16 protein-coding genes are annotated in these 19,825 nt (G+C 65.2%); 13 read left to right on the top strand and 3 right to left on the bottom strand.

Annotated elements, in window-relative coordinates; translation table 11 throughout:
- Window position 1: 1 nt before the first annotated feature.
- A complete protein-coding gene (locus ACIPHM_RS16930) occupies window positions 2-892 on the top strand; it encodes a prepilin peptidase (RefSeq protein WP_400330392.1) in 891 nt (296 codons plus the stop codon).
- On the opposite strand, the gene ACIPHM_RS16925 is transcribed toward ACIPHM_RS16930, so the two are convergent.
- A complete protein-coding gene (locus ACIPHM_RS16925) occupies window positions 863-2,542 on the bottom strand; it encodes a GMC family oxidoreductase (RefSeq protein ID WP_400330390.1) in 1,680 nt (559 codons plus the stop codon). The genes ACIPHM_RS16930 and ACIPHM_RS16925 overlap by 30 nt on opposite strands.
- A 328-nt stretch (window positions 2,543-2,870) precedes the next feature.
- Between ACIPHM_RS16925 and ACIPHM_RS16920 the strand changes: the two genes are divergently transcribed.
- Together ACIPHM_RS16920 and ACIPHM_RS16915 are read left to right on the top strand one after the other, a co-directional pair.
- Window positions 2,871-4,535, top strand: a complete 1,665-nt coding sequence (locus tag ACIPHM_RS16920; RefSeq protein WP_400330388.1) for an isovaleryl-CoA dehydrogenase — start codon at window positions 2,871-2,873, stop codon at window positions 4,533-4,535.
- 270 nt (window positions 4,536-4,805) lie between these two features.
- The gene (locus ACIPHM_RS16915; RefSeq protein WP_400330864.1) at window positions 4,806-6,170 is read left to right on the top strand and encodes a coniferyl aldehyde dehydrogenase; all 1,365 of its coding nucleotides are present in this window, start codon (window positions 4,806-4,808) and stop codon (window positions 6,168-6,170) included.
- A gap of 117 nt (window positions 6,171-6,287) precedes the next feature.
- Here ACIPHM_RS16915 and metK read toward each other — a convergent pair whose 3' ends face one another.
- A complete protein-coding gene (gene metK / locus ACIPHM_RS16910; protein WP_400330386.1) occupies window positions 6,288-7,466 on the bottom strand; it encodes a methionine adenosyltransferase in 1,179 nt (392 codons plus the stop codon).
- A 187-nt stretch (window positions 7,467-7,653) separates the two neighbouring features.
- On the opposite strand from metK, the gene ACIPHM_RS16905 reads away from it, so the two are divergent.
- The 5 genes from ACIPHM_RS16905 (at window position 7,654) to ACIPHM_RS16885 (ending at window position 12,829) form a co-directional block, all read left to right on the top strand.
- Window positions 7,654-8,550, top strand: a complete 897-nt coding sequence (locus ACIPHM_RS16905; protein WP_400330383.1) for a lipid A biosynthesis lauroyl acyltransferase — start codon at window positions 7,654-7,656, stop codon at window positions 8,548-8,550.
- Between the two features lie 43 nt (window positions 8,551-8,593).
- A complete protein-coding gene (dapF, locus tag ACIPHM_RS16900; protein ID WP_400330380.1) occupies window positions 8,594-9,445 on the top strand; it encodes a diaminopimelate epimerase in 852 nt (283 codons plus the stop codon).
- Between the two features lie 139 nt (window positions 9,446-9,584).
- Window positions 9,585-10,253 (top strand): DUF484 family protein, encoded by a 669-nt coding sequence (locus ACIPHM_RS16895; RefSeq protein WP_400330378.1) that lies wholly within the window; start codon window positions 9,585-9,587, stop codon window positions 10,251-10,253.
- Between the two features lie 238 nt (window positions 10,254-10,491).
- Complete coding sequence (gene xerC / locus ACIPHM_RS16890; RefSeq protein ID WP_400330375.1) at window positions 10,492-11,421, top strand: tyrosine recombinase XerC; 930 nt, start codon at window positions 10,492-10,494, stop codon at window positions 11,419-11,421.
- Between the two features lie 193 nt (window positions 11,422-11,614).
- A complete protein-coding gene (locus ACIPHM_RS16885; protein WP_400330372.1) occupies window positions 11,615-12,829 on the top strand; it encodes a class I SAM-dependent rRNA methyltransferase in 1,215 nt (404 codons plus the stop codon).
- Window positions 12,830-12,859: 30 nt separating this feature from the next.
- On the opposite strand, the gene ACIPHM_RS16880 is transcribed toward ACIPHM_RS16885, so the two are convergent.
- Window positions 12,860-13,735: an EamA family transporter gene (locus tag ACIPHM_RS16880; RefSeq protein WP_400330369.1), complete on the bottom strand. Its 876-nt coding sequence runs from the start codon at window positions 13,733-13,735 to the stop codon at window positions 12,860-12,862.
- Window positions 13,736-13,905: 170 nt separating this feature from the next.
- Between ACIPHM_RS16880 and ACIPHM_RS16875 the strand changes: the two genes are divergently transcribed.
- The 5 genes from ACIPHM_RS16875 (at window position 13,906) to ACIPHM_RS16855 (ending at window position 19,670) form a co-directional block, all read left to right on the top strand.
- Window positions 13,906-14,400 (top strand): Fur family transcriptional regulator, encoded by a 495-nt coding sequence (locus ACIPHM_RS16875; protein WP_039394764.1) that lies wholly within the window; start codon window positions 13,906-13,908, stop codon window positions 14,398-14,400.
- A 179-nt stretch (window positions 14,401-14,579) separates the two neighbouring features.
- The gene (locus ACIPHM_RS16870) at window positions 14,580-15,662 is read left to right on the top strand and encodes a CobW family GTP-binding protein (protein ID WP_400330365.1); all 1,083 of its coding nucleotides are present in this window, start codon (window positions 14,580-14,582) and stop codon (window positions 15,660-15,662) included.
- A 390-nt stretch (window positions 15,663-16,052) separates the two neighbouring features.
- Entirely contained in the window at window positions 16,053-16,472 is a 420-nt protein-coding gene (gene dksA, locus ACIPHM_RS16865) for an RNA polymerase-binding protein DksA (protein ID WP_400330861.1), read from the top strand.
- Window positions 16,473-16,780: 308 nt separating this feature from the next.
- Entirely contained in the window at window positions 16,781-17,233 is a 453-nt protein-coding gene (locus ACIPHM_RS16860) for a hypothetical protein (RefSeq protein ID WP_400330362.1), read from the top strand.
- A 388-nt stretch (window positions 17,234-17,621) separates the two neighbouring features.
- The gene (locus tag ACIPHM_RS16855) at window positions 17,622-19,670 is read left to right on the top strand and encodes a TonB-dependent receptor (RefSeq protein ID WP_400330858.1); all 2,049 of its coding nucleotides are present in this window, start codon (window positions 17,622-17,624) and stop codon (window positions 19,668-19,670) included.
- The last annotated feature ends 155 nt before the right edge of the window (window positions 19,671-19,825 follow it).

The raw sequence follows: 19,825 nt of genomic DNA, 5'->3' as shown, positions 1-19,825 counted from the left end.
GATGGCATCTCTCATCGATTTTCTGTGGTGCGAATTCCGGGCGCTGCCGCGTGAGGCGGTGGCCGCCGCAATGGCGGTGCTCGGGCTGTTCGCGGGGAGTTTCCTGAACGTGGTCGTGTATCGTCTGCCGCGCATGCTGGAGACGCACTGGGCGCACGAAGTCGCCGCATGGTCCGGGCAGATGCCGCCGGTCACGCCTGTCTTCAACCTCGCGTGGCCGCCGTCGCGGTGTCCGCATTGCGAGACGCGCATCGCGGCGCGTCACAACTTCCCGGTGTTCAGCTATGTGCTGCTGCGCGGACGATGTGCCGATTGCCGCACGGGGATTTCCATGCGTTATCCGCTCGTGGAGCTGATCGTGGGCGTGCTGTTCGCCGCCGTCGCATGGAAGTTCGCGCCGATGAAGCAATTCGCCACGATGTTCGCATGGTGCGGCTTCGGTGCGATGTTGCTTGCGCTCACGCTCATCGACATCGACACGCGCCTGCTGCCCGATTGGCTCACGCTGCCGCTGCTGTGGGGCGGCCTGCTGTGCAGCGTGGTGGGGCTGACGTTGCCCCTGGACGAGGCGGTGATCGGTGCGGCGCTGGGGTACGGCGTGATGTGGACGATTGCTGCGGGCTATCGTTCGCTGACCGGTCAGGACGGACTCGGCGGTGGCGACGCCAAGCTCGTTGCCGCGTGTGGTGCGTGGCTCGGATGGGTGGGCGTGCCGCTGATGCTGGCGTTCGGTGCGCTCGCGGCGACGCTCGCCTTCGCCGTGTTGGGACTGGTGCGCGGGCGCGCGCTGCGCGAGCCGCTGCCGTTTGGTCCGTGGCTGGTGCTGGGGGCATTGGCGAGCGTGCTATGGGGCGAGCGCTTTCTAGACTTGTGGTTGCGTACGGGCGGCTAACGGCGCCGTCTCGTGAAGCGTGCGATCCACGCACGCCATGTGCACGTTCTGTATCGACGCCGCCGCACGCCCCAGCATCAGATCCGCCGCCTTTTCACCGATCATCATCGACGGCGCGTTGGTGTTGCCGCCGATGAGCGACGGCATGATCGACGCATCCACCACGCGCAGCCCCTCGACACCGCGCACCCGCAACGCGGGATCCACGACCGACGCCGCATCGCTCCCCATTCGGCAGGTGCCCACCGGATGATAGATGGTGTCGGCACGCGCCCGGATCAGCGCCGTGAGCGCTTCGTCCGATTCCACACCCCGGCTATGCAATTCCTCGCCGCCGTACTGCGCGAGCGACGGCGCCGCGAGAATGCGGCGGATCACGCGCGCGCCGCGCAGCAATGTGTCGACGTCCTCCTGCGCTTGCAGAAATGCGGGGTCGATGCGCGGGGCGTCGCGCATGTCGGCGGAGGCGAGCGTGACACGTCCACGGCTTTTCGGATGCAGCACGCACGCGTGCAACGACAGACCGCGTCGCAAATGCAGACGGCGATTATGGGTGTCGCAAATGCCCACGAGAAAGTGCATCTGCAAATCGGGGCGCGCCAGCGTCGGATCGCTCTTCAGAAAGCCACCCGCCTCGGCCACGTTGCTCGCGAACAGGCCGCGCCGCTCGCGCAAGTAGTCCAACCCCTGCGTGAGCAGATGCCATAGCCCGGCGGGTGTGTAGCCGACGAGATCGCGATGCGCGACGTACTTGTTGATGATGAAGTCGATGTGATCCTGCAAGTTCTCCCCGACGCCCGGTGCATCGACGCGAACTTCCACCCCATGCGCGCGAAGCTGCCCGGCGGGGCCGATCCCCGAGCACATCAGCAACTGCGGCGAGTTGAATGCGCCGGCGCTCAGCACGACTTCGGCGCGCGCGCGAATCGTCTCCAGCGCGCCGTGCCGTTGCAATTTGACGCCCGCCGCGCGCTTGCCGCCGAAGACGATGCGCTGTACGAGCGCGTCGGTGATCACATGCAGATTGCCGCGGGATTTGCCGTGCAAATAGGCGCGCGCGGCGTTCCATCGCTGCCCGTCTTTCTGCGTCACCTGATAGATGCCCGCACCTTCGTATTGCGCACCGTTGAGGTCGTCGCTCACGGGAAATCCGGCTTCGCGCGCCGCGTCGAGATAGTGTCGCGAGAAGGGATTGATCGTGCGCAGGTCGGCCACGTTAAGCGGGCCGCCGGTGCCGTGCCATTCGTTTGCGCCGCGCTCGTTATGTTCGTTGCGACGGAAGTACGGCAGCACGTCATCCCATCCCCAGCCGGTGCAGCCGGCCTGCGCCCAGTCGTTGTAATCGTCGGGATGGCCGCGCGTGTAGATCATCGCGTTGATCGAACTCGACCCGCCGAGACCGCGTCCGCGCGGCTGATAGCCCTGACGCCCCGACAGCCCGGCTTGCGGTGTCGTGCGATAGCCGTAGTTGCGACGCGACGCGAAGGGGACGAGCGCCGCGAGACCGAGCGGCAGACGCACGAGAAAGCTGTTGTCGGGCGGCCCCGCTTCGAGGAGGGCGATCGTGCTGCCGGGCAACGCGTCGGCCAGACGCGCGGCCACCGCGCAACCGGCCGAGCCGCCGCCGACGATGACGTAGTCATAGTCCATGCTGTCATCCTCCCTTGGATGGCATTGCTTCAACTGTGGTGTTGAATGCGGGTTCGCTGCTTTTTGCTTATCTTTTTTGCGATGCCAATGTCTCTCGCTGCGCGTGCCGGACATCGTGAATGTCGCTTCACGGGCGTGACTTCATGGACGTAACCTCGCAGCGGCACTCATTGTAGGCAGACAATGCTTGTGCCCGGGGGCGAAGTGAAGCATTCCTCTAATTCTGCGGAGCGAGCGGGCCCGGGCGCTATGATGAAAGGATCGACTGGCATGTCCGTCCTATGCTTGGCACGGGAGATGCGGTGGCGGGGATCGAAGGGAGATGAGTATGACTGAAGCCTGGCAGACGCACGACGTCACCAATCAGGTGCCGCCGCTCACGGATTACAACCTCTACGCCACCGACACCGCGCTGCAAGCCGCTGTCGCCACGTTCGACGCCGATTGGCATGCGAAGGCGTTGCACCGGCAGGGCGCGCGTCTGGGCGAGACGGAAGTGCAGCAATGGGCGGAGACGGCCAATCGTCACTCGCCGGAATTGCAATCTTTCGATGCTCGAGGCAATCGCATCGATCGCGTCGAGTTTCATCCCGCATGGCACTCGCTCATGGCGCTGTTACGCGGCGCAGAACTGCAATCGCTGCCGTGGGCGTATCCTCGCGGCGGGGCGATGGCGGCGCGCACGGCGTCGTACTTCCTGCACGCGCAGAACGAGGCCGGCGCGCTGTGCCCCACGACGATGACCTTCGCGAGCATTCCCGTGCTTGCCCGGGAGCCCGCGCTCTTCGCAACGATCAAGGACAAACTGTTCGCCCCGCAGCACGATCCGCGCGACGTGCCGCTCGCGCAGAAGCACGCCGTGCTCATCGGTATGGGTATGACGGAGAAGCAGGGCGGCTCCGACGTACGTACCAACACCACCACGGCGACCGACCGGGGCGACGGCACGTTCTCGCTCGTCGGCCACAAGTGGTTCTTCTCCGCGCCGCAGTGCGACGCCCATCTGGTGCTCGCGCGCGAGAGCGACAGCGATGCGCTGTCCTGCTTCTTCGTGCCGCGCCATGCACCGGACGGCCACAAGAACGCGGTGCAGATCCAGCGTCTCAAGGACAAGCTCGGCAACCGCTCCAACGCCAGCAGCGAAGTCGAGTTTCAGGACGCTTACGGCACGCGCGTGGGCGCACCGGGGCGCGGCGTGCCCACGATCATCGAGATGGCGACGTACACGCGGCTCGACTGCGTGATCGGCAGCGCGGCGATGATGCGTACGGGGGTGGTGCAGGCGATTCATCACGCGCGGCATCGCACGGCGTTCGGCGCGAAGCTCGTCGATCAGGACTTGATGACGACGGTGCTCGCGGATCTGGCGCTGGAGTCGGAGGCGGCGACGTGGCTGGCGATGCGTCTCGCGCAGGCGTTCGATGCGAGCGCCGCAGACGACGATTCACCCACTCAGCGCGCATGGCGGCGCATCGTGTTGCCTGCCGCGAAGTTCTGGGTGTGCAAGCGCGCGCTCGAACTCGCGGGCGAGTGCATGGAAGTGTGGGGCGGCAATGGTTATGTCGAGATGGGACCGCTCGCGCGACTGTATCGCGAGGCGCCGGTCAACTCGATCTGGGAAGGCTCGGGCAACGTGATGTGTCTCGACGTGCTGCGCGCCATGAGCCGTGAGCCGGACGTCGCCCAAAGCTGGTTCCAGTGGCTTGGCGAACGTGTCGCGTCGCATGCGACATTGCGCGCCGCGTTGGCCCAGTTGCACGGCTGGCTCGCTGCCGATCCGGCGACGCATGCGGTGCGAGCCCGTGCCATCGCACAACAAATCGTGTTGCTCGCGCAGGCCGCGTTGCTGCTCGAACACGCGCCGTCCGAGCTGGCGCACGGTTTCATCGAAAGCCGGTTTTCCAACGCCGGCGGGCGCGTCTACGGCGTGATGCCGGACACGCTCTCCGTCGCCGTGCAGCGCGCGTGGCTCGACAGGGCTTTTCTTGGTTGATTCGGTCGATGCGCCGCGTTTGCATCAAGCGGACTGCACGGCATCACCCTGACATAACGACAACCTATCGACGGCGGCGGCCGGCGCAGCGATGCGCCGGCGCACGCAAGGGGGAACGGCATGGGACACAAAGACGAAGTGGGTGGAGTGGGTGGAATGGGTGAAGTGGGGGACGTGAGCAAAGCGGGCGGTCTGCACGACGCCGCGGCATTGCACGCGGCGCATGACGACGATGTCGCGCGCGCCTTGTTGTTGCCGCGTTTCGACGCGATGCGCCGCGCTCACGACGCCTCGCCGCGAGTCGACTGGCCAACGCGCAAACGTCAGCTCAGGGCGTTGCAAACGATGCTGCACAAGTATCGCGAGCCCTTCGCGAAGGCGATCGACGAGGATTTCGGCGGCCGCTCGGCGCTGGAAACCGACATGCTCGAAGTGTTTCCGTCGCTGGGCAACCTGAAGCATGCGCTGAGGCACACGCGTCGCTGGATGCGCGGCTCGCACGGCTGGGCGAGTCTGTGGATGCTACCGGGGCGTCGTGCCCTGATCCCACAGCCGCTGGGGGTCGTAGGCGTGATCGTGCCGTGGAATTACCCGCTGCTGCTCGCCATCGGGCCGCTCACCGATGCGCTGGCCGCCGGGAATCGCGTGATGATCAAGGTCTCGGAGGTGACGCCGCGTTTCGCGGAAGTCTTCGCGTCGGCCATGGCCGAGACGTTCCCGCCGGAATGGGTGACGGTCGTGACCGGCGATGCACAAGTCGCGCGCGCGTTCTCGACGCTGCCGTTCGGCCATTTGCTGTTTACCGGTGCGACGTCGATCGGCCATCACGTGATGCGCGCGGCGAGCGAACATCTCACGCCGGTGACGCTCGAACTCGGCGGCAAGTCGCCCGCGATCATCGGCCCCGGCGCGCGCTGGGAGCACGCGGTGGAGCGCATCATGTTCGGCAAGCTGGTCAACGCGGGGCAAACCTGCATTGCGCCCGACTATGTGCTCGTGCCGCGCGAAAAGCTCGACACTTTTGTGGCGAGCGCGCGGCAGGCGGCAGCGAAGCTGTACCCGCAGGCCGTCGACAATCCGCAGTACACGAGCATCGTGTCGGCACGTCACTTCGAGCGTCTGAGCGGGCTCGCGAGCGAGGCGGTGGCGCAGGGCGCCACGTCCCACGAACTCTTCGACACTCCGGCGCAAGCGACGCGCAGACGTCTGCCGCCCGTGGTGCTGACCGGTGTGCACGACGGCATGCGCGTGATGCGAGAGGAGATTTTCGGGCCGCTGCTGCCGGTGGTGCCTTACGACAATCTGGAATCGGCCATCGCGTATGTGAACGAGCACCCGCGTCCGCTCGCGCTGTATGTGTTCGACACCGACAATGCGCGCATCGATCAGGTGGTGGACGGCACGATTTCCGGTGGCGTGACGATCAACGATACGCTGCTGCATGTCGCCGAGCACACGTTGCCGTTCAGCGGCGTGGGGCCGTCGGGGATGGGCGGGTATCACGGCGAAATCGGCTTCCGGACGTTCTCCAAGGAGAAACCCATCTTCCGGCAGGCGCGCTGGAATGGCGCGGGACTGCTCAATCCGCCTTACGGCAAGGTCTTTACGACGATGATGCGTCTGTTGCTGCGCTGACGTCGGACGCACGCGCGGCACGGGACGTCGCCCCAAAACAATCTATGGTCACCCGGGCGGGGGTTTTGTTCGACCGACGCCGGCTGGCGCTGGCGTCGGTCGTGAGCGTGTCCCGAATCAGGCCACGGCGCGCAGGCCGGCGTCGGCCAGCAGGGCGGCGGCGCGGTCGGTGGCTTCCCACGAGAATTCCGGCTCTTCACGGCCGAAGTGGCCGTAAGCGGCGGTCTTTTCGTAGATCGGACGCAGCAGGTCGAGCATCTGGATGATGCCCTTCGGACGCAGGTCGAAGTGCTTCTCGACCAGTTCGGCGATACGCTGATCGCTGATCTTGCCCGTGCCGAAGGTGTTGACCATGACCGAGGTCGGGCGGGCCACACCGATGGCGTACGAGACCTGAATCACGCACTTCGATGCCAGACCGGCGGCCACGATGTTCTTCGCGACATAACGGCCGGCGTAGGCTGCCGAGCGGTCGACCTTCGACGGATCCTTGCCCGAGAACGCACCGCCGCCGTGCGGTGCAGCACCGCCGTACGTGTCGACGATGATCTTGCGGCCCGTGAGGCCGGCGTCGCCCTGCGGGCCACCGATCACGAAACGGCCGGTCGGGTTCACCAGGAACTTGATATCGCCCTTGATCAGGTCGGCCGGGAGCACCGGCTTGATGACTTCTTCGATCACGGCTTCGCGCAGCGCGTCCAGACCGATGTCCGGATGGTGTTGCGTCGAGAGCACAACGGTGTCGATGCTGTGCGGACGGCCGTTTTCGTACTTGATGGTGACCTGCGACTTGGCGTCCGGACGCAGCCAGGGCAGACGGCCGTCACGGCGCACTTGCGACTGGCGCTCGACCAGACGGTGCGACAGGTAGATCGGCAGCGGCATGAGTTCCGGCGTTTCATCGCATGCGTAACCGAACATCAGGCCCTGGTCGCCAGCGCCCTGATCGAGGTTGTTGTCGTGTGCGCGGTCCACGCCCTGCGCGATGTCCGGCGACTGGCGGTCGTAGGCGACCAGCACGGCGCAGCCCTTGTAATCGATACCGTAGTCGGTGTTGTCGTAACCGATACGACGGATCGTTTCGCGTGCGACTTGTTGATAGTCGACCGTGGCGGTCGTGGTGATTTCACCGGCGAGCACGACGAGACCCGTGTTGCAAAGCGTTTCCGCGGCAACGCGTGCGTACTTGTCCTGCGTCAGGATGGCATCGAGAACGGCATCCGAGATCTGGTCGGCGACCTTGTCCGGGTGGCCTTCGGAAACTGATTCGGAAGTGAAGAAATAGTCGTTTGCCACTTCTGGCTCCTCAAATGAATTTGGCGACTCACGTAGCCGTCATCGGAGGGGAAGCGGCGACGCTTTAGCGGAAAGTTGGTCGAATGGGCTGCCTATGTATGGTGGCTCACTCGAATCGCCCCGCAAGTTGTCAGTTAACTCGGCGATGTCGCTTATTATACGCCCCTAAAGAAATCTTGCTTGCGACATGGCAACCACTCCCAAGAAATCCCTCGGGTACTACCTCAGCGTCGGTCTGCTGCGTGGTCTCAACCTGCTGCCCTATAGCTGGGTCGCCCGGTTCGGCGCGGGCCTCGGGCATTTGCTGTACCTGATTCCCAGCTCCCGGAAGCGAGTCGTGCACACCAATTTGCGCCTGTGTTTCCCCCATTGGGACGAGGCGACCCGCGAGCGCGTCGCCAAGGCGTCGTTCGTGCACGCGATTCGCAGTTACGCCGAGCGCAGCGTGCAATGGTTTGCCGACGGCAAGAAGCTCGAACGGCTCATCGAACTCGACTCGGCGGTCGACCTGCGCGACCCGAACATGCCCCCGACGATCCTGCTCGGCTTTCACTTCGTGGGAATCGAGGCGGGGTCGGTGTTCATCAATTACTCGCTGCACCGGCCGTGCGCGTCGCTCTACACGCCCATGTCGAACCCGGCGTTCGACGCGATGGCCCGCGAGCAGCGCGGCCGCTTCGATGCGGAGATGATCCCGCGCGGCGACAGCGCCCGCGACGTGCTGCGCATGTTCCGCAAGAACAAGCCCGTCATGCTGGCGGCCGATATGGACTACGGCGCGCGAAATTCCACGTTCGTGCCGTTTTTCGGGGTTGAGACCTGCACGCTGACGTCCGTGTCGCGACTGGCCGAAGTCGGCCGCGCCCAGATTCTGCCGTTCATCGGCGAGGTGCTGCCGAACTACAAGGGCTACCGTCTGAAAGTGTTCCCCGTTTGGGAAAACTATCCCAGCGGCGACCCAGACGCCGACGCGCGCCGCATGAATGCGTTCCTCGAAGAACAGATTCTGAAAATGCCGGAGCAGTACTACTGGGTGCACAAGCGTTTCAAGACGCGCCCGGAGGGCCAGCCGGGCGTCTATTGACCGCCACCGGATGTGCGTCGACCTTCTCCACTACAATAGCGGCATGAAGCTCAAATTCACCAAGATGCAAGGCGCCGGGAACGACTTTGTCGTGATCGACGGCATCTCGCAGACCATCGATTTCACGCCCGAACAGTGGCGTGCGCTTGCCGACCGTCATTTTGGCGTCGGCGCGGACCAGCTATTGCTCGTCGAACGCTCGGCACTGCCGGGCGTGGACTTCCGCTATCGCATCTTCAATGCCGACGGCGGCGAGGTCGAGCATTGCGGCAACGGCGCGCGCTGCTTCGTGAAGTTCGTGCGCGACACCGGCCTTACCGACAAGCAGACGGTGCGTGTCGAGGTACAGAACAGCGTGATTACGCTCACGATGCGTGAAGACGGTCAGGTCAGCGTGGATATGGGCGCACCGGTCCTGACGCCGTCCGACGTGCCGTTCGACGCCAGCGGCCTGGAAGGCCGTCGCGAGGGCGACGACATGCTCTGGCCGCTCGACATCGCGGGCGGCACGACCTGGGTTTCCGTGGTCTCGATGGGCAATCCGCATGCCGTGCAGGTGGTCGAGAACGTCGACACCGCGCCGGTCGAGACACACGGCCCGCTGGTCGAGCGTCACGCACGCTTTGCGCGCCGTGTGAACGCCGGTTTCCTGCAAGTGGTGAATCGGCACGAAGCGCGTTTGCGCGTGTACGAGCGCGGTGCGGGTGAAACGCTCGCCTGCGGCACCGGCGCTTGTGCGGCAGCGGTGGCGGGCATCCGTCGCGGCCTGCTCACCGCGCCCGTCGCCATCGAGACGCACGGCGGCACACTCACCATCGACTGGGACGGCGCAAGCGGTCCGGTCATCATGACGGGGCCGGCTGCCACGGTCTTCGAAGGCACCATCGAGATCTGACGCCGCGCGTCAGGACGGGCAGCAGGGCAGTACGGCATTGGTTTCAGACGGATTCTGATTTAGCGACCCAGGCGGCCGCAGGCCCGCTTTGTGCTCAAGGCGCGGCCGGTGGCAGTTGACGAACAGCAGACGGACATTCATGAACGACCGAGATATTGCGGAATACCTGATCGCGCATCCCGACTTCTTCGAGCGCCATGCCGAATTGCTGGCCGGTGTGCGGCTCACCAGCCCGCATGGTCAGCGGGCGGTGTCGTTGCAGGAGCGTCAGATCGAGATGCAGCGCGAGAAGACCAAGCAGATCGAGCGACGCCTCGCCGAACTGATGCGCTACGGCCACGAAAACGACGATATCTCGGGCAAATTGCACCGCTGGACCCTCGGCCTGCTCGGCGAGCGCGATCCTCACGCGTTGCCCGAGGCGATCGCCCGTGGATTGCGCGACGTTTTCAACGTCCCGTACGCCGCGGTGCGTCTGTGGAATGTTGCCGCGCCGTACCAGCCGGCCGAGTTCGCCCGCAGCGTGAGCGAAGAGGTGAAGATCTTCGCGTCGAGCCTCGCCACGCCGTATTGCGGTGCCAACACCGGCTTCGAAGCGGTGACGTGGCTGGGCGCGCCGAGCGATCCGGCATCCGTCGCCTTGCTCGCGCTGCGTGACCCGCAAGTGGCGGATGGCCCAGTCTTCGGCCTGCTCGTCATGGGGTCGGAAGACGCCCGCCGTTTCCACGAAGGCATGGCGACCGACTTCCTGACGCAGATCGGCGAGTTGGCCGGGGCCGCCCTCGGCAAGCTGCGCGCTCACGACTGATGCCGCTCGGATCGACGGCGATCCAACGACGATACCCGCGAAGCGCCTTATGGTTATGTCGCCCCGTTCGCCTCGATCTTCCGGCGCCTCCAGTGTTCCCGCCGCCAAGGGGGCGAGGGGGGGCAAGGCCGTGACGCGGACGAAGGAGACGAAGCGAAAACCATCTGCCGCCCGATCCGCAGGCGCTGCGGGTCGCGGGCAGCCGCCGGCAGACAAGTCGCACGACGGGCTTGAGGACATGCCGCTCGACCCCGCCATCCGTACGTATCTCACGTCGCTCGACAGCGAGCGCAAGCTCGCGGCGCTCACCCTCGAGAACTACACCCGCGACCTGCGTCAATTGCAGCGTCTGGCGAACGGCCGTCCGCTCGAATCGCTGCAGCACGGCGACATCCGGCGCTTCGTCATGCAGATGCACAGCGAGGGGCTCGTCGGCCGCTCGATTGCGCGCAAGCTCTCAGCATGGCGAGGCTATTTCGCATGGCTCGCCGGGCGATCCGAACTGGCCGCGAACCCGGTCGAAGGCGTGCGAGCGCCGAAACAGCCCAAACCGTTGCCCAAAGCGCTGTCGCCCGATCAGGCGTCGGCGCTTGTCGAGTTTGCGACGGGTACCTCCGCCGAGGCGGTGCGCAACCGGGCCATGTTCGAACTGCTGTATTCGTCGGGTCTGCGTCTGTCGGAACTCACCGGGCTCGACCATCACTACGTGGAGGCGGGGGCCGACGGCTACCGTTCTGCGAGTTGGCTCGATCTGCCGGAGCGCGAGGTCGTCGTGACCGGCAAGGGGAATAAGCGGCGTCGCGTGCCGGTCGGCGAGAAAGCGGCGCAGGCGCTCGCGCAATGGCTGGAGATGCGCGCCCCGCTGGCGACGGCCGAGCCGTACGCGCTTTTCCTGTCGGCGCGCGGCAAGCGCATCGGCGCGCGCGCGGTGCAGCAGGGGCTGGCGCATCATGCGCTGGCCGCCGGGTTGCCCACGCACGTGCACCCGCACATGCTGCGTCACTCGTTTGCGACGCATGTGCTGCAATCGTCCGGCGATCTGCGTGCCGTGCAGGAGATGCTCGGTCACAGCAATATTTCAACGACGCAGATCTACACGAAGCTCGACTTCCAGCATCTCGCCAAGGTCTACGATCAGGCGCATCCGCGCTCGCGCAAGAAGCCCTGAGCTCGCCTGACGGTTGCCCGGTGCTTTGCGGCGGGCGTGCCGAGTCGGTGTAGAATCGCGTCCTTCCCAGCAAGTCCCGTAGGGTGCCTAGTCCGTCCGCCTCCCGGACGCCGCCCGCGTGTGGCCGTGCCGCTCCCCGCGCCGTGCCGCGAGACTTGCCGTCACTCCGAACGCAACCGTTGGTCCGTCCCGCATGAATACCTTGACCCTCAAGCCCGGCAAAGAAAAGTCCTTGCTGCGCCGTCACCCCTGGATTTACGCCACCGCCGTGGCACGTGTGGACGGCAATCCGGCATCCGGCGCAACGGTCGTGGTGCGTGCGGCCGACGGACGTTTCCTCGCGCGCGCCGCGTTCAGCCCGGTCTCGGCCATCCGTGCCCGTGTGTGGACGTTCAACGAAAACGAGCCGGTCGATCATGCGTTCTTCAAGCGTCGCGTGTCGGCGGCGCTCGCGTATCGCGAAGCGATGGTGCGAGACACGGGCGCCACGCGTCTAATCTTCGGCGAGGCCGACGGCCTGCCGGGGTTGATCGTCGACCGATATCAGTGCGCGCCGGGCGAGCCGGCGAGCGACCAACTCGTCTGCCAGTTCATGGCGGCGGGCGTGGAAGCGTGGAAAGACGCCATTACGAAAGCACTGGTCGGCGTGACCGGCTGCCCGAACGTCTATGAGCGCTCCGACGCCGCGGTGCGCGAGCGCGAAGGCCTGCCGAGCATTACCGGCGTGCTGGCCGGGGCCGAGCCGCCCGAAGCGCCCGAGTTGCTGACCACGTACGAATGCGGCGTGAAGTATTACGTCGACGTGCGCAATGGGCACAAGACCGGCTTCTACGTCGATCAACGCGATAACCGTCTGCTGGTGCAGCAACAGGCCAAGGGCCGCGACGTGCTGAACTGCTTCTGCTACACCGGCGGTTTCTCGCTGGCGGCACTGGCGGGCGGGGCGCAGAGCGTGTTGTCCATCGACTCGTCGGGCGAGGCGCTGGCGATCGGGGCGCGCAACGTTGCGCTGAACGGGTTCGACGCTGCGCGTGCCGAGTGGCGCGACGCCGACGTCTTCAAGACCCTCCGCGCCCTGCGCGAAGAGGGTCGTACGTTCGACATGATCGTGCTCGATCCACCCAAGTTCGCGCCGTCGGCCCACCACGTGGACCGTGCCGCGCGGGCGTACAAGGACATCAACATGGCGGGCTTCAAGCTGCTGCGTCCGGGCGGCCAGTTGCTGACCTACTCGTGCTCGGGCGCGATCGATGCGGACCTCTTCCAGAAGATCGTGGCCGGTGCCGCCGTCGACGCGGGGGTCGACGCGCGTATCCTGCGCCGCCTGTCCGCAGGTATGGATCACCCGATGCTCACGCAATTCCCCGAAGGCGAATACCTCAAGGGACTTTGGTTGCAACGTATGTAAGTGCTTGCTTTTTTGTGTGTGGCCGTGATGTCAGCCCAGCGTCAGACCGACCACACCGAGAGCGATCAGCACGGCACCGCCCACGCGGCGGTGCATCTCGCCTTCTCCCAGCACCCGCACGCCGAGGAGTGCCGCGACCATCATCGACATCTCCCGCGCCGGGGCGACGTGCGACACCGGCGCGTATTTGAGCGCCGTCAGGATCAGGAAGTACGACATTGGCGAGATCGTCGAGATCAGCATGATCTTGCGCCAGTTGGCTTGCCAGAGCATCGCGATGCGCGACGGACGCGTGAACGCCGCCGGCGCCGAAAGCCCCACCCGCAGCACGTTCTCCAGGTAGTAATAGACGAGCGGTGCGAGCATCAGCGAGCGCACGGCGTAGGCGTCGGCCAGTGTATACGCCGCGATGAATCCGCCGGTGAGCACCCCCCAGCCCGCCCCCGCGTGCATGCTGCCGCGGCGCAACAGACGCTCACCGCCGGCAATGACCAGCACGCCGCCGACCACCAGACCGATACCGGCCAGCGCGAGCCAGCCGGGACGCTCGCCGAGCAGCACAATGGCGCCCAGCGAGGACAGCAACGGCCCCGTGCCGCGCGCGAGCGGATAGACAACCGACAGGTCGCCCACGCGGTAGCCGCGCTGCAAGACCAGCGTGTAGCCGTAATGCAGCAGGGCGCTCAGCGCGATCACGGCCCAGCCCAGCGGTGACGGCCAATCGGCTTGCGCGCCGATCAGGAAGTACAGCGCCAGCGGCGTGTACAGCACGACGGTCAGCAGGGCGTAGAGGAAGACGAGTTGCGCGCCGCCACCTTCGCGCGTATCGATTCGTTTGGCGACGAAATTCCACGTGGCATGCAGGAAAGCGGCGGTGACGACGAGAGCGAGGGCAGTGAGCGACATGACGGAGGGTGTTTTTTGTGTCAATTGTATGACGCATTGCCCGTCGACTTTCGGTCACTTTACGTCAACCGCTGTGTAACATCCCAGAAACGGTCCCGGAAGCGAGTGCATCAGCGATCCACTTTTGCAACTCGGTTGCAGCGCTGACGGCGCTGTGCTTAAATCGATTCATGAGCCTTACTCAACTACAACCGTATCTGGAAGCCGCCCGCACGAGCCTGCAGGAGCAGTCGGGCCGCGTGACCTCGGGGCGTGTCCGTGTGCTGGCGTTGCTGCTCAAGGCAGGCCGGCCGCTCACGCATCAGGAAGTGCTGGCCGACCTGGCCACCGACGCCGATCCGCTCGACCGCGTGACGGCCTACCGTGTACTCGACTGGCTGGTCGCGCAGGGCTGGGCCATCAAGCAGGCAGGCGACGATCGCATCTTCCGCTTCGTGATGGCTGAACACGTCGATCCCGAACGCGCCAGCGCGCCGCGTCCGCATACGCAGCACGGTCATTTCCGCTGTGTACGCTGTCATCGAACTTTCTGCCTTGACGATTGGCCCCAGCATCCCCAATTGAGTGAGCGCGAACTCAAGCGCCTGCCCAAGGGTTTCGTGGGCGAACAAGTCGAGCTACTGATTCACGGCACCTGCGCGCAGTGCGCGGGCGCCACGAACTGACGCAACGCCTACCCGGCGCTATCCGAACATCGCTCAGCTTGCCGGCACTCTTTTGTCACCTCGGGTAGAGTGAGCGACATTCGGGCGTATCCACGCCTCACGCATCACGCATATTCGGCCGGTCGCGACGGCATCGGGGCGTCGCCGGATATGCCGCTTCATAACAGGACATTGCATTCATGACTCCCGTCACCATCCTGACCGGCTTTCTCGGCAGTGGCAAAACCACGTTGCTCAAGCGAATTCTGACCGAAGCGCACGGCATGAAGATCGCCGTCATCGAGAACGAATTCGGTGAAGAGAACATCGACAACGACATTCTCGTGCAGGACAACGCCGAGCAGATCGTGCAGATGAGCAACGGCTGCATTTGTTGCACGATCCGTGGCGATCTGGTGCAGGCGCTCTCCGATCTGAACAGCCAGCGCGACGCGGGCTCGATCCAGTTCGACCGCGTTGTCATCGAGACGACCGGCCTGGCCAACCCCGGTCCCGTGGCGCAGACCTTCTTCATCGACGACGAAGTGGCCGACACGTACCGGCTGGACGCCATCATCACGCTGGTCGACGCCAAGCACGGCCAGCAGCAGCTCGATCAGCACGAAGTGGTGCAGCGTCAGGTGGGCTTTGCCGACCGTCTGTTCATCACCAAGGCCGATCTGGTCAACCCGGAAGCGCTCGACGACCTGAAGCATCGCCTCGCGCACATGAACCCGCGTGCACCGCAGCAGGTGGTCGATTTCGGTCAGGCCGATCTGACGCAGATCTTCGACATTCACGGCTTCAACCTGAACGACAAGCTCGACATCGATCCGGATTTCCTCGCCGCCGACGAGCATGCGCACGATCATGAGCACGGTCACGACCACGACCACGATCATTCGCATTGCGACCACGATCACGGCAAGTGCGACCACGAAGGTCACGACCACGGGCACCATCATCACCCTCACGTTCACCACGACGACGCCATCAAGTCGTTCGTCTTCCGCAGCGAAAAGGCATTCGATCCGGCCAAGCTGGAGGATTTCCTCGGGAGCATCCTACAGGTGTACGGCGAACGCTTATTGCGTTATAAAGGCGTATTAAACATGCGCGGTATCGACCGCCGGGTCGTGTTCCAGGGCGTTCACCAGATGATGGGGAGCGACGTGGGCGCCAAGTGGCAACCTGGCGAAACGCCGAACACCAAGATGGTGTTCATCGGTGCCGAGCTGCCGAAAGACATCATCCTGCAAGGGCTGGAGCGCTGTCTGGTCTGAGCGGAATCGCCGAATCGGGTGACGGGAAAGCCCTTAAGCGGGACTGTCGAACGATTCGGTTACAATACCTGCCCACTGGGACTGCCGCCAGCGAACTGACGCGGCACTCCGGAGGGTAGGCAGGGGAGCACCGCCATGGCCACCGCCTCTCGCAAGACTGCCACCGCACGCCCCACGCGCCGGTCTGAACCGGTGCCGGAAGCGGGCGCCAAGCGTGCTCCAGCAGGCAAATCGAAGACGGGCGACGAGGCCGCTGCCAAGAAGGGGCCCGCCAAATCGTCCGGCAGGAAAGTAACCCAGGAAGCCGCCCGCGGCATTGCCGGTAAGCAAAACGTGCCACCCGCTACAGGGGCATCGCCGGATCATCCGAAAGAGACGCCACAGAAACCCATGAGCAAGCAACGACTTTTGACCGAGGCCGAAATTCTGAAGATGTCCGACAAGGACTACATGAATGCGGCTCAACTCGAATTCTTCAAGAATCGTCTGGAAGAGCTACAGGCGGAGATTCTGCGTAACGCCGGTCAGACAACTGAAAATCTGAGGGAAACCATCCTCGTTCCGGATCCGGCCGACCGCGCCACGATCGAAGAGGAACACGCCCTCGAACTGCGTACGCGTGATCGCGAACGCAAGCTGCTGAAGAAGGTGCAACAGTCGCTCGCCCGCATCGAGTCGGGCGACTACGGGTGGTGCGAAGAGACGGGCGAGCCGATCGGCGTGCCGCGTCTGCTCGCTCGCCCGACGGCCACGCTGTCGCTCGAAGCGCAAGAGCGCCGCGAACTGCGTCAGAAGCTGTTCGGCGACTGATCGTCGAGCGCTCAGGCCCGATGCCGCGCGGTGGCGGTATTCAGTCCGCACTCGGTGCACAGCAGGTCGGCACTTAGTCGGGGCGGGCCATCTGGGTGATCAAAGGCATGTCTTCGCGACATGCCTTTTTTATTTTCTTTTTGATGTCGACCGGCCGGCCACGATCTTTCCGTCTCGAACTGTCGTCTGCGCGCAACGGCAGGTAAGGCTCGCGAGAACCGCGGCGTTATGGCAAAATTGCAACTCAGTTGCAATTTCATCTGCCCATGCCGTCCATCGATCCTGCTGCTCGCCCTTGGCGTACGCGCTTGCGTGCGTCACTCGGCCGTGGACGCAGCGGCTGGATCGCGTGGCTCATCGCCGCGTTGCTTTGCGTGCAGATGTGGGGCTTGCAGCACGAGATCGCGCACGCCCGCGAGTTATCCGGCAGCGCGGTACCGGCGGCTGCGCAGAACGGTGCGTCGCCCGCGGCGAATGCCTCGAATGTCACCGACGCCGACGACGCGGCTGACTCGGACGCCGCGATTGCCGCCGCCTGGTCCGTGGCATCGGCGCCCACGTCGCACTCCGGCTTCGGCAGTCACCATCATCATTGCCATCTTTTCGAAGGGGCGACGCTCGCGGCCGCCATGGCCGTGGCGGTGCTGCAATGGACAGGTGGCGCCGATGCGTCAGACGCTCCGTTGCGCGCCAACGGACGCAGTCACGCCAGCGCCGTTGTCCTCCCGTTCGACTCCCGCGCCCCACCGGTTTCGGTCTGATCCGACGCGCGAATGGCTTCGCGCGCTTCACAAACTTCCGGCAACGCTTCTGGCGTTTTCAACGAATTCCCGTGTGCATCCGCACTGACGTGCGCAGCCTTTCGGTCTGCGGCGTCGGCGTGCTGCCGCGCGTTCGTTCGTGCCGATTCACGGGGTGCCCGGGCGACGTTTGACGACGCCCCCGACCGGCCCCCTCAGACCGAATAGAAACAAGACCGACATGACAACTCCTTCCTTGCACGTCGCGCGTGATCGCGTGAGGTCCTCGCTCGCCCTCGCTTCGTCCACTGCCTCTGCTTTCTCCACTTTCTCCGCTTCCAACCGCCGCACCTCGCTGAAGCTCGCCCCGCTGCCGCTCGCCGCGGCGCTCACGTTCGGTGTGTTCGCGATGACCAGCCTGTGCGCGCAGGCCGATGAGACGTCTTCGACGTCTTCAGCGTCTTCCACGCAGCAAGCCGCGACTGCCGCGCCCGCACAACTGGCGACGTCGTTCGAAGCCGCATTGCCGACCACCTTCGTCACGGGCAATCCGCTCGGACGCGCCGCCGCCGACCTGGCCGCCCCCGTCACCGAACTGGACGGCCGCGCGCTGGCGCTGCGCCGCGCCGCCACGCTCGGCGAGACGCTCGACGGCCTGCCGGGTGTCTCGGCCACGTCGTACGGACCGAACGTCAGCCGCCCGATCATTCGCGGCCTCGACGGCGACCGCATCCGTGTGCTGCAAAACGGCACGGCATCGCTCGACGCCTCGTCGCTGTCCTACGACCACGCCGTCGCGCAAGATCCGCTGAGCATCGAGCGCGTGGAAATCGTGCGCGGCCCGGCGGCGCTGCTGTATGGCGGCAATGCCGTCGGTGGCGTGGTCAACACCATCGACAACCGCATTCCGCGCGAGTCCTTCACGGGCGTTTCGGGGGCGACGGACGTCAGCTACGGCGGCGCCAACCGCGAGCGCGCGGGCGCGGCACAACTCGAATTCGGCAACGGCCAGTTCGCGCTCCACATCGACGGCTTTGCGCGCAAGAGCGCAGACCTGCGCATTCCTGGCTTCGCCCGGTCGGCGCAGCAACGTGCTCGCGACGACGAAGACACGCCGCAAGCGTCGGGCACCCTGCCCAACAGCGACGGCCAGACGAGCGGCGCCGCCGCGGGCGCCTCATGGACGTGGGCCAACGGTTACGCCGGCCTTTCCTATTCCGGTTACGACGCCGACTACGGCACCGTCGCCGAGGAGAACACGCGCATCCGTTTGCGCCAGCAGCGTCTCGCGCTCGCAAGTGAAGTGCGCAACCTGAGCGGCCCGTTCACCGCGCTCAAGTTCGACTTTGGCTACACCGACTACGAGCACAAGGAAATCGAGAACGGACAGACGGGCACGACCTTCAAGCATCACGGTTACGAGGGACGTATCGAAGCGCGTCACGCGAAGATCGGGCCGATTGAGGGAGCCGTGGGCGTGCAGTTCTCGCAGAGCACCTTCTCGGCACTCGGCGAAGAGGCGTTCGTGCCGAAGAGCGACACCGATAACGTGGCGTTGTTCGCGCTCGAAGAGTGGGCCGTCAATCAGGCTGTGAAGCTCTCGTTCGGTGCGCGTATCGAGCACTCGAGCGTGAAGCCGAGTGCCGGTGGCAACGATCGCTTCGAGAACCTGCCGTTGCGCAATTTCACGCCGGGCAGCGTGTCGGCGGGCGCGGTCTTCGCGCTGGCGCCGGCATGGTCGGTGGCGCTCAACACGTCGTACACCGAGCGCGCGCCCACGTTCTACGAGCTGTACGCGAACGGCCCGCACCTTGCGACCGGGGTGTTCGAGATCGGCAATCCGCAGGCCAAGCTGGAAAAGGCGTTCTCGACGGATCTGTCGCTGCGCTATGAGCGCGGCCCGAACAAGGGCAGCGTAGGGGTGTTCTACAGCCGCTTCACCAACTTCATCGCACTGAACAACACGGGCCAGACGGTCGAGGAAGACGACAAGTCGCTGCCGGTCTATCAATACGCCGGTGTGCCGGCGGATCTCTATGGCTTCGAAGCCGAAGGCCGCGCGCGCGTGTGGCAGGGCTACGGCAACCTCGATGTCGAGCTGCGCGGCGACTACACCATCGGCCGCAATCGCGACACGGGCGAACCGCTGCCGCGCATCGCCCCGTTACGCCTGACGGCGGCGCTCGTCTACGGTCTGGGGCACTGGGGGGCGCGTCTGGAGATGGTGCATGCGAGCAACCAGGGGCGCGTGCCGGTGAACGATCTGACGACGCGCGGCTACACCACGCTCGGTGCGGCGCTCACGTATCAGTTCAAGACGGGCGGCGCGCAGTGGCTGGCGTATCTGAAGGGCGAGAACCTGACCAATCAGGAGGTGCGCCTCGCCAGTTCAGTCCTGCGCGACATTGCGCCGCAGGGTGGACGCGCGGTCCGCGTCGGGTTGCGCACCACGTTCTGAACGGCGTAGCGCCGCAAAAACGAAGCAAATTCCGAGAGTTTGTTTCGCATCCCCCGATTCGCGCGGCGCAACGCCGCGCGAATGCCTCGATCCATGCCGCTTTCCATACCCATCGAGCGGTGTCGGCCGGTCGTCTACGGCGCGCCTCGCACGCC

Source organism: Pandoraea sp. NPDC087047, from assembly GCF_044745225.1.
GTDB lineage: Bacteria > Pseudomonadota > Gammaproteobacteria > Burkholderiales > Burkholderiaceae > Pandoraea.
The sequence above is the reverse complement of the archived record's forward strand: the minus strand, read 5'-3'. Positions and strand labels throughout refer to the sequence as shown.

Coding starts and splice junctions, on each gene's coding strand:
- ACIPHM_RS16930 (WP_400330392.1), top strand. CDS start 2: ATGGCATCTCTCATCGATTTTCTGTGGTGCGAATTCCGGGCGCTGCCG.
- ACIPHM_RS16925 (WP_400330390.1), bottom strand. CDS start 2,542: ATGGACTATGACTACGTCATCGTCGGCGGCGGCTCGGCCGGTTGCGCG.
- ACIPHM_RS16920 (WP_400330388.1), top strand. CDS start 2,871: ATGACTGAAGCCTGGCAGACGCACGACGTCACCAATCAGGTGCCGCCG.
- ACIPHM_RS16915 (WP_400330864.1), top strand. CDS start 4,806: ATGCGCCGCGCTCACGACGCCTCGCCGCGAGTCGACTGGCCAACGCGC.
- ACIPHM_RS16905 (WP_400330383.1), top strand. CDS start 7,654: ATGGCAACCACTCCCAAGAAATCCCTCGGGTACTACCTCAGCGTCGGT.
- dapF (WP_400330380.1), top strand. CDS start 8,594: ATGAAGCTCAAATTCACCAAGATGCAAGGCGCCGGGAACGACTTTGTC.
- ACIPHM_RS16895 (WP_400330378.1), top strand. CDS start 9,585: ATGAACGACCGAGATATTGCGGAATACCTGATCGCGCATCCCGACTTC.
- xerC (WP_400330375.1), top strand. CDS start 10,492: ATGCCGCTCGACCCCGCCATCCGTACGTATCTCACGTCGCTCGACAGC.
- ACIPHM_RS16885 (WP_400330372.1), top strand. CDS start 11,615: ATGAATACCTTGACCCTCAAGCCCGGCAAAGAAAAGTCCTTGCTGCGC.
- ACIPHM_RS16880 (WP_400330369.1), bottom strand. CDS start 13,735: ATGTCGCTCACTGCCCTCGCTCTCGTCGTCACCGCCGCTTTCCTGCAT.
- ACIPHM_RS16875 (WP_039394764.1), top strand. CDS start 13,906: ATGAGCCTTACTCAACTACAACCGTATCTGGAAGCCGCCCGCACGAGC.
- ACIPHM_RS16870 (WP_400330365.1), top strand. CDS start 14,580: ATGACTCCCGTCACCATCCTGACCGGCTTTCTCGGCAGTGGCAAAACC.
- dksA (WP_400330861.1), top strand. CDS start 16,053: ATGAGCAAGCAACGACTTTTGACCGAGGCCGAAATTCTGAAGATGTCC.
- ACIPHM_RS16855 (WP_400330858.1), top strand. CDS start 17,622: ATGACCAGCCTGTGCGCGCAGGCCGATGAGACGTCTTCGACGTCTTCA.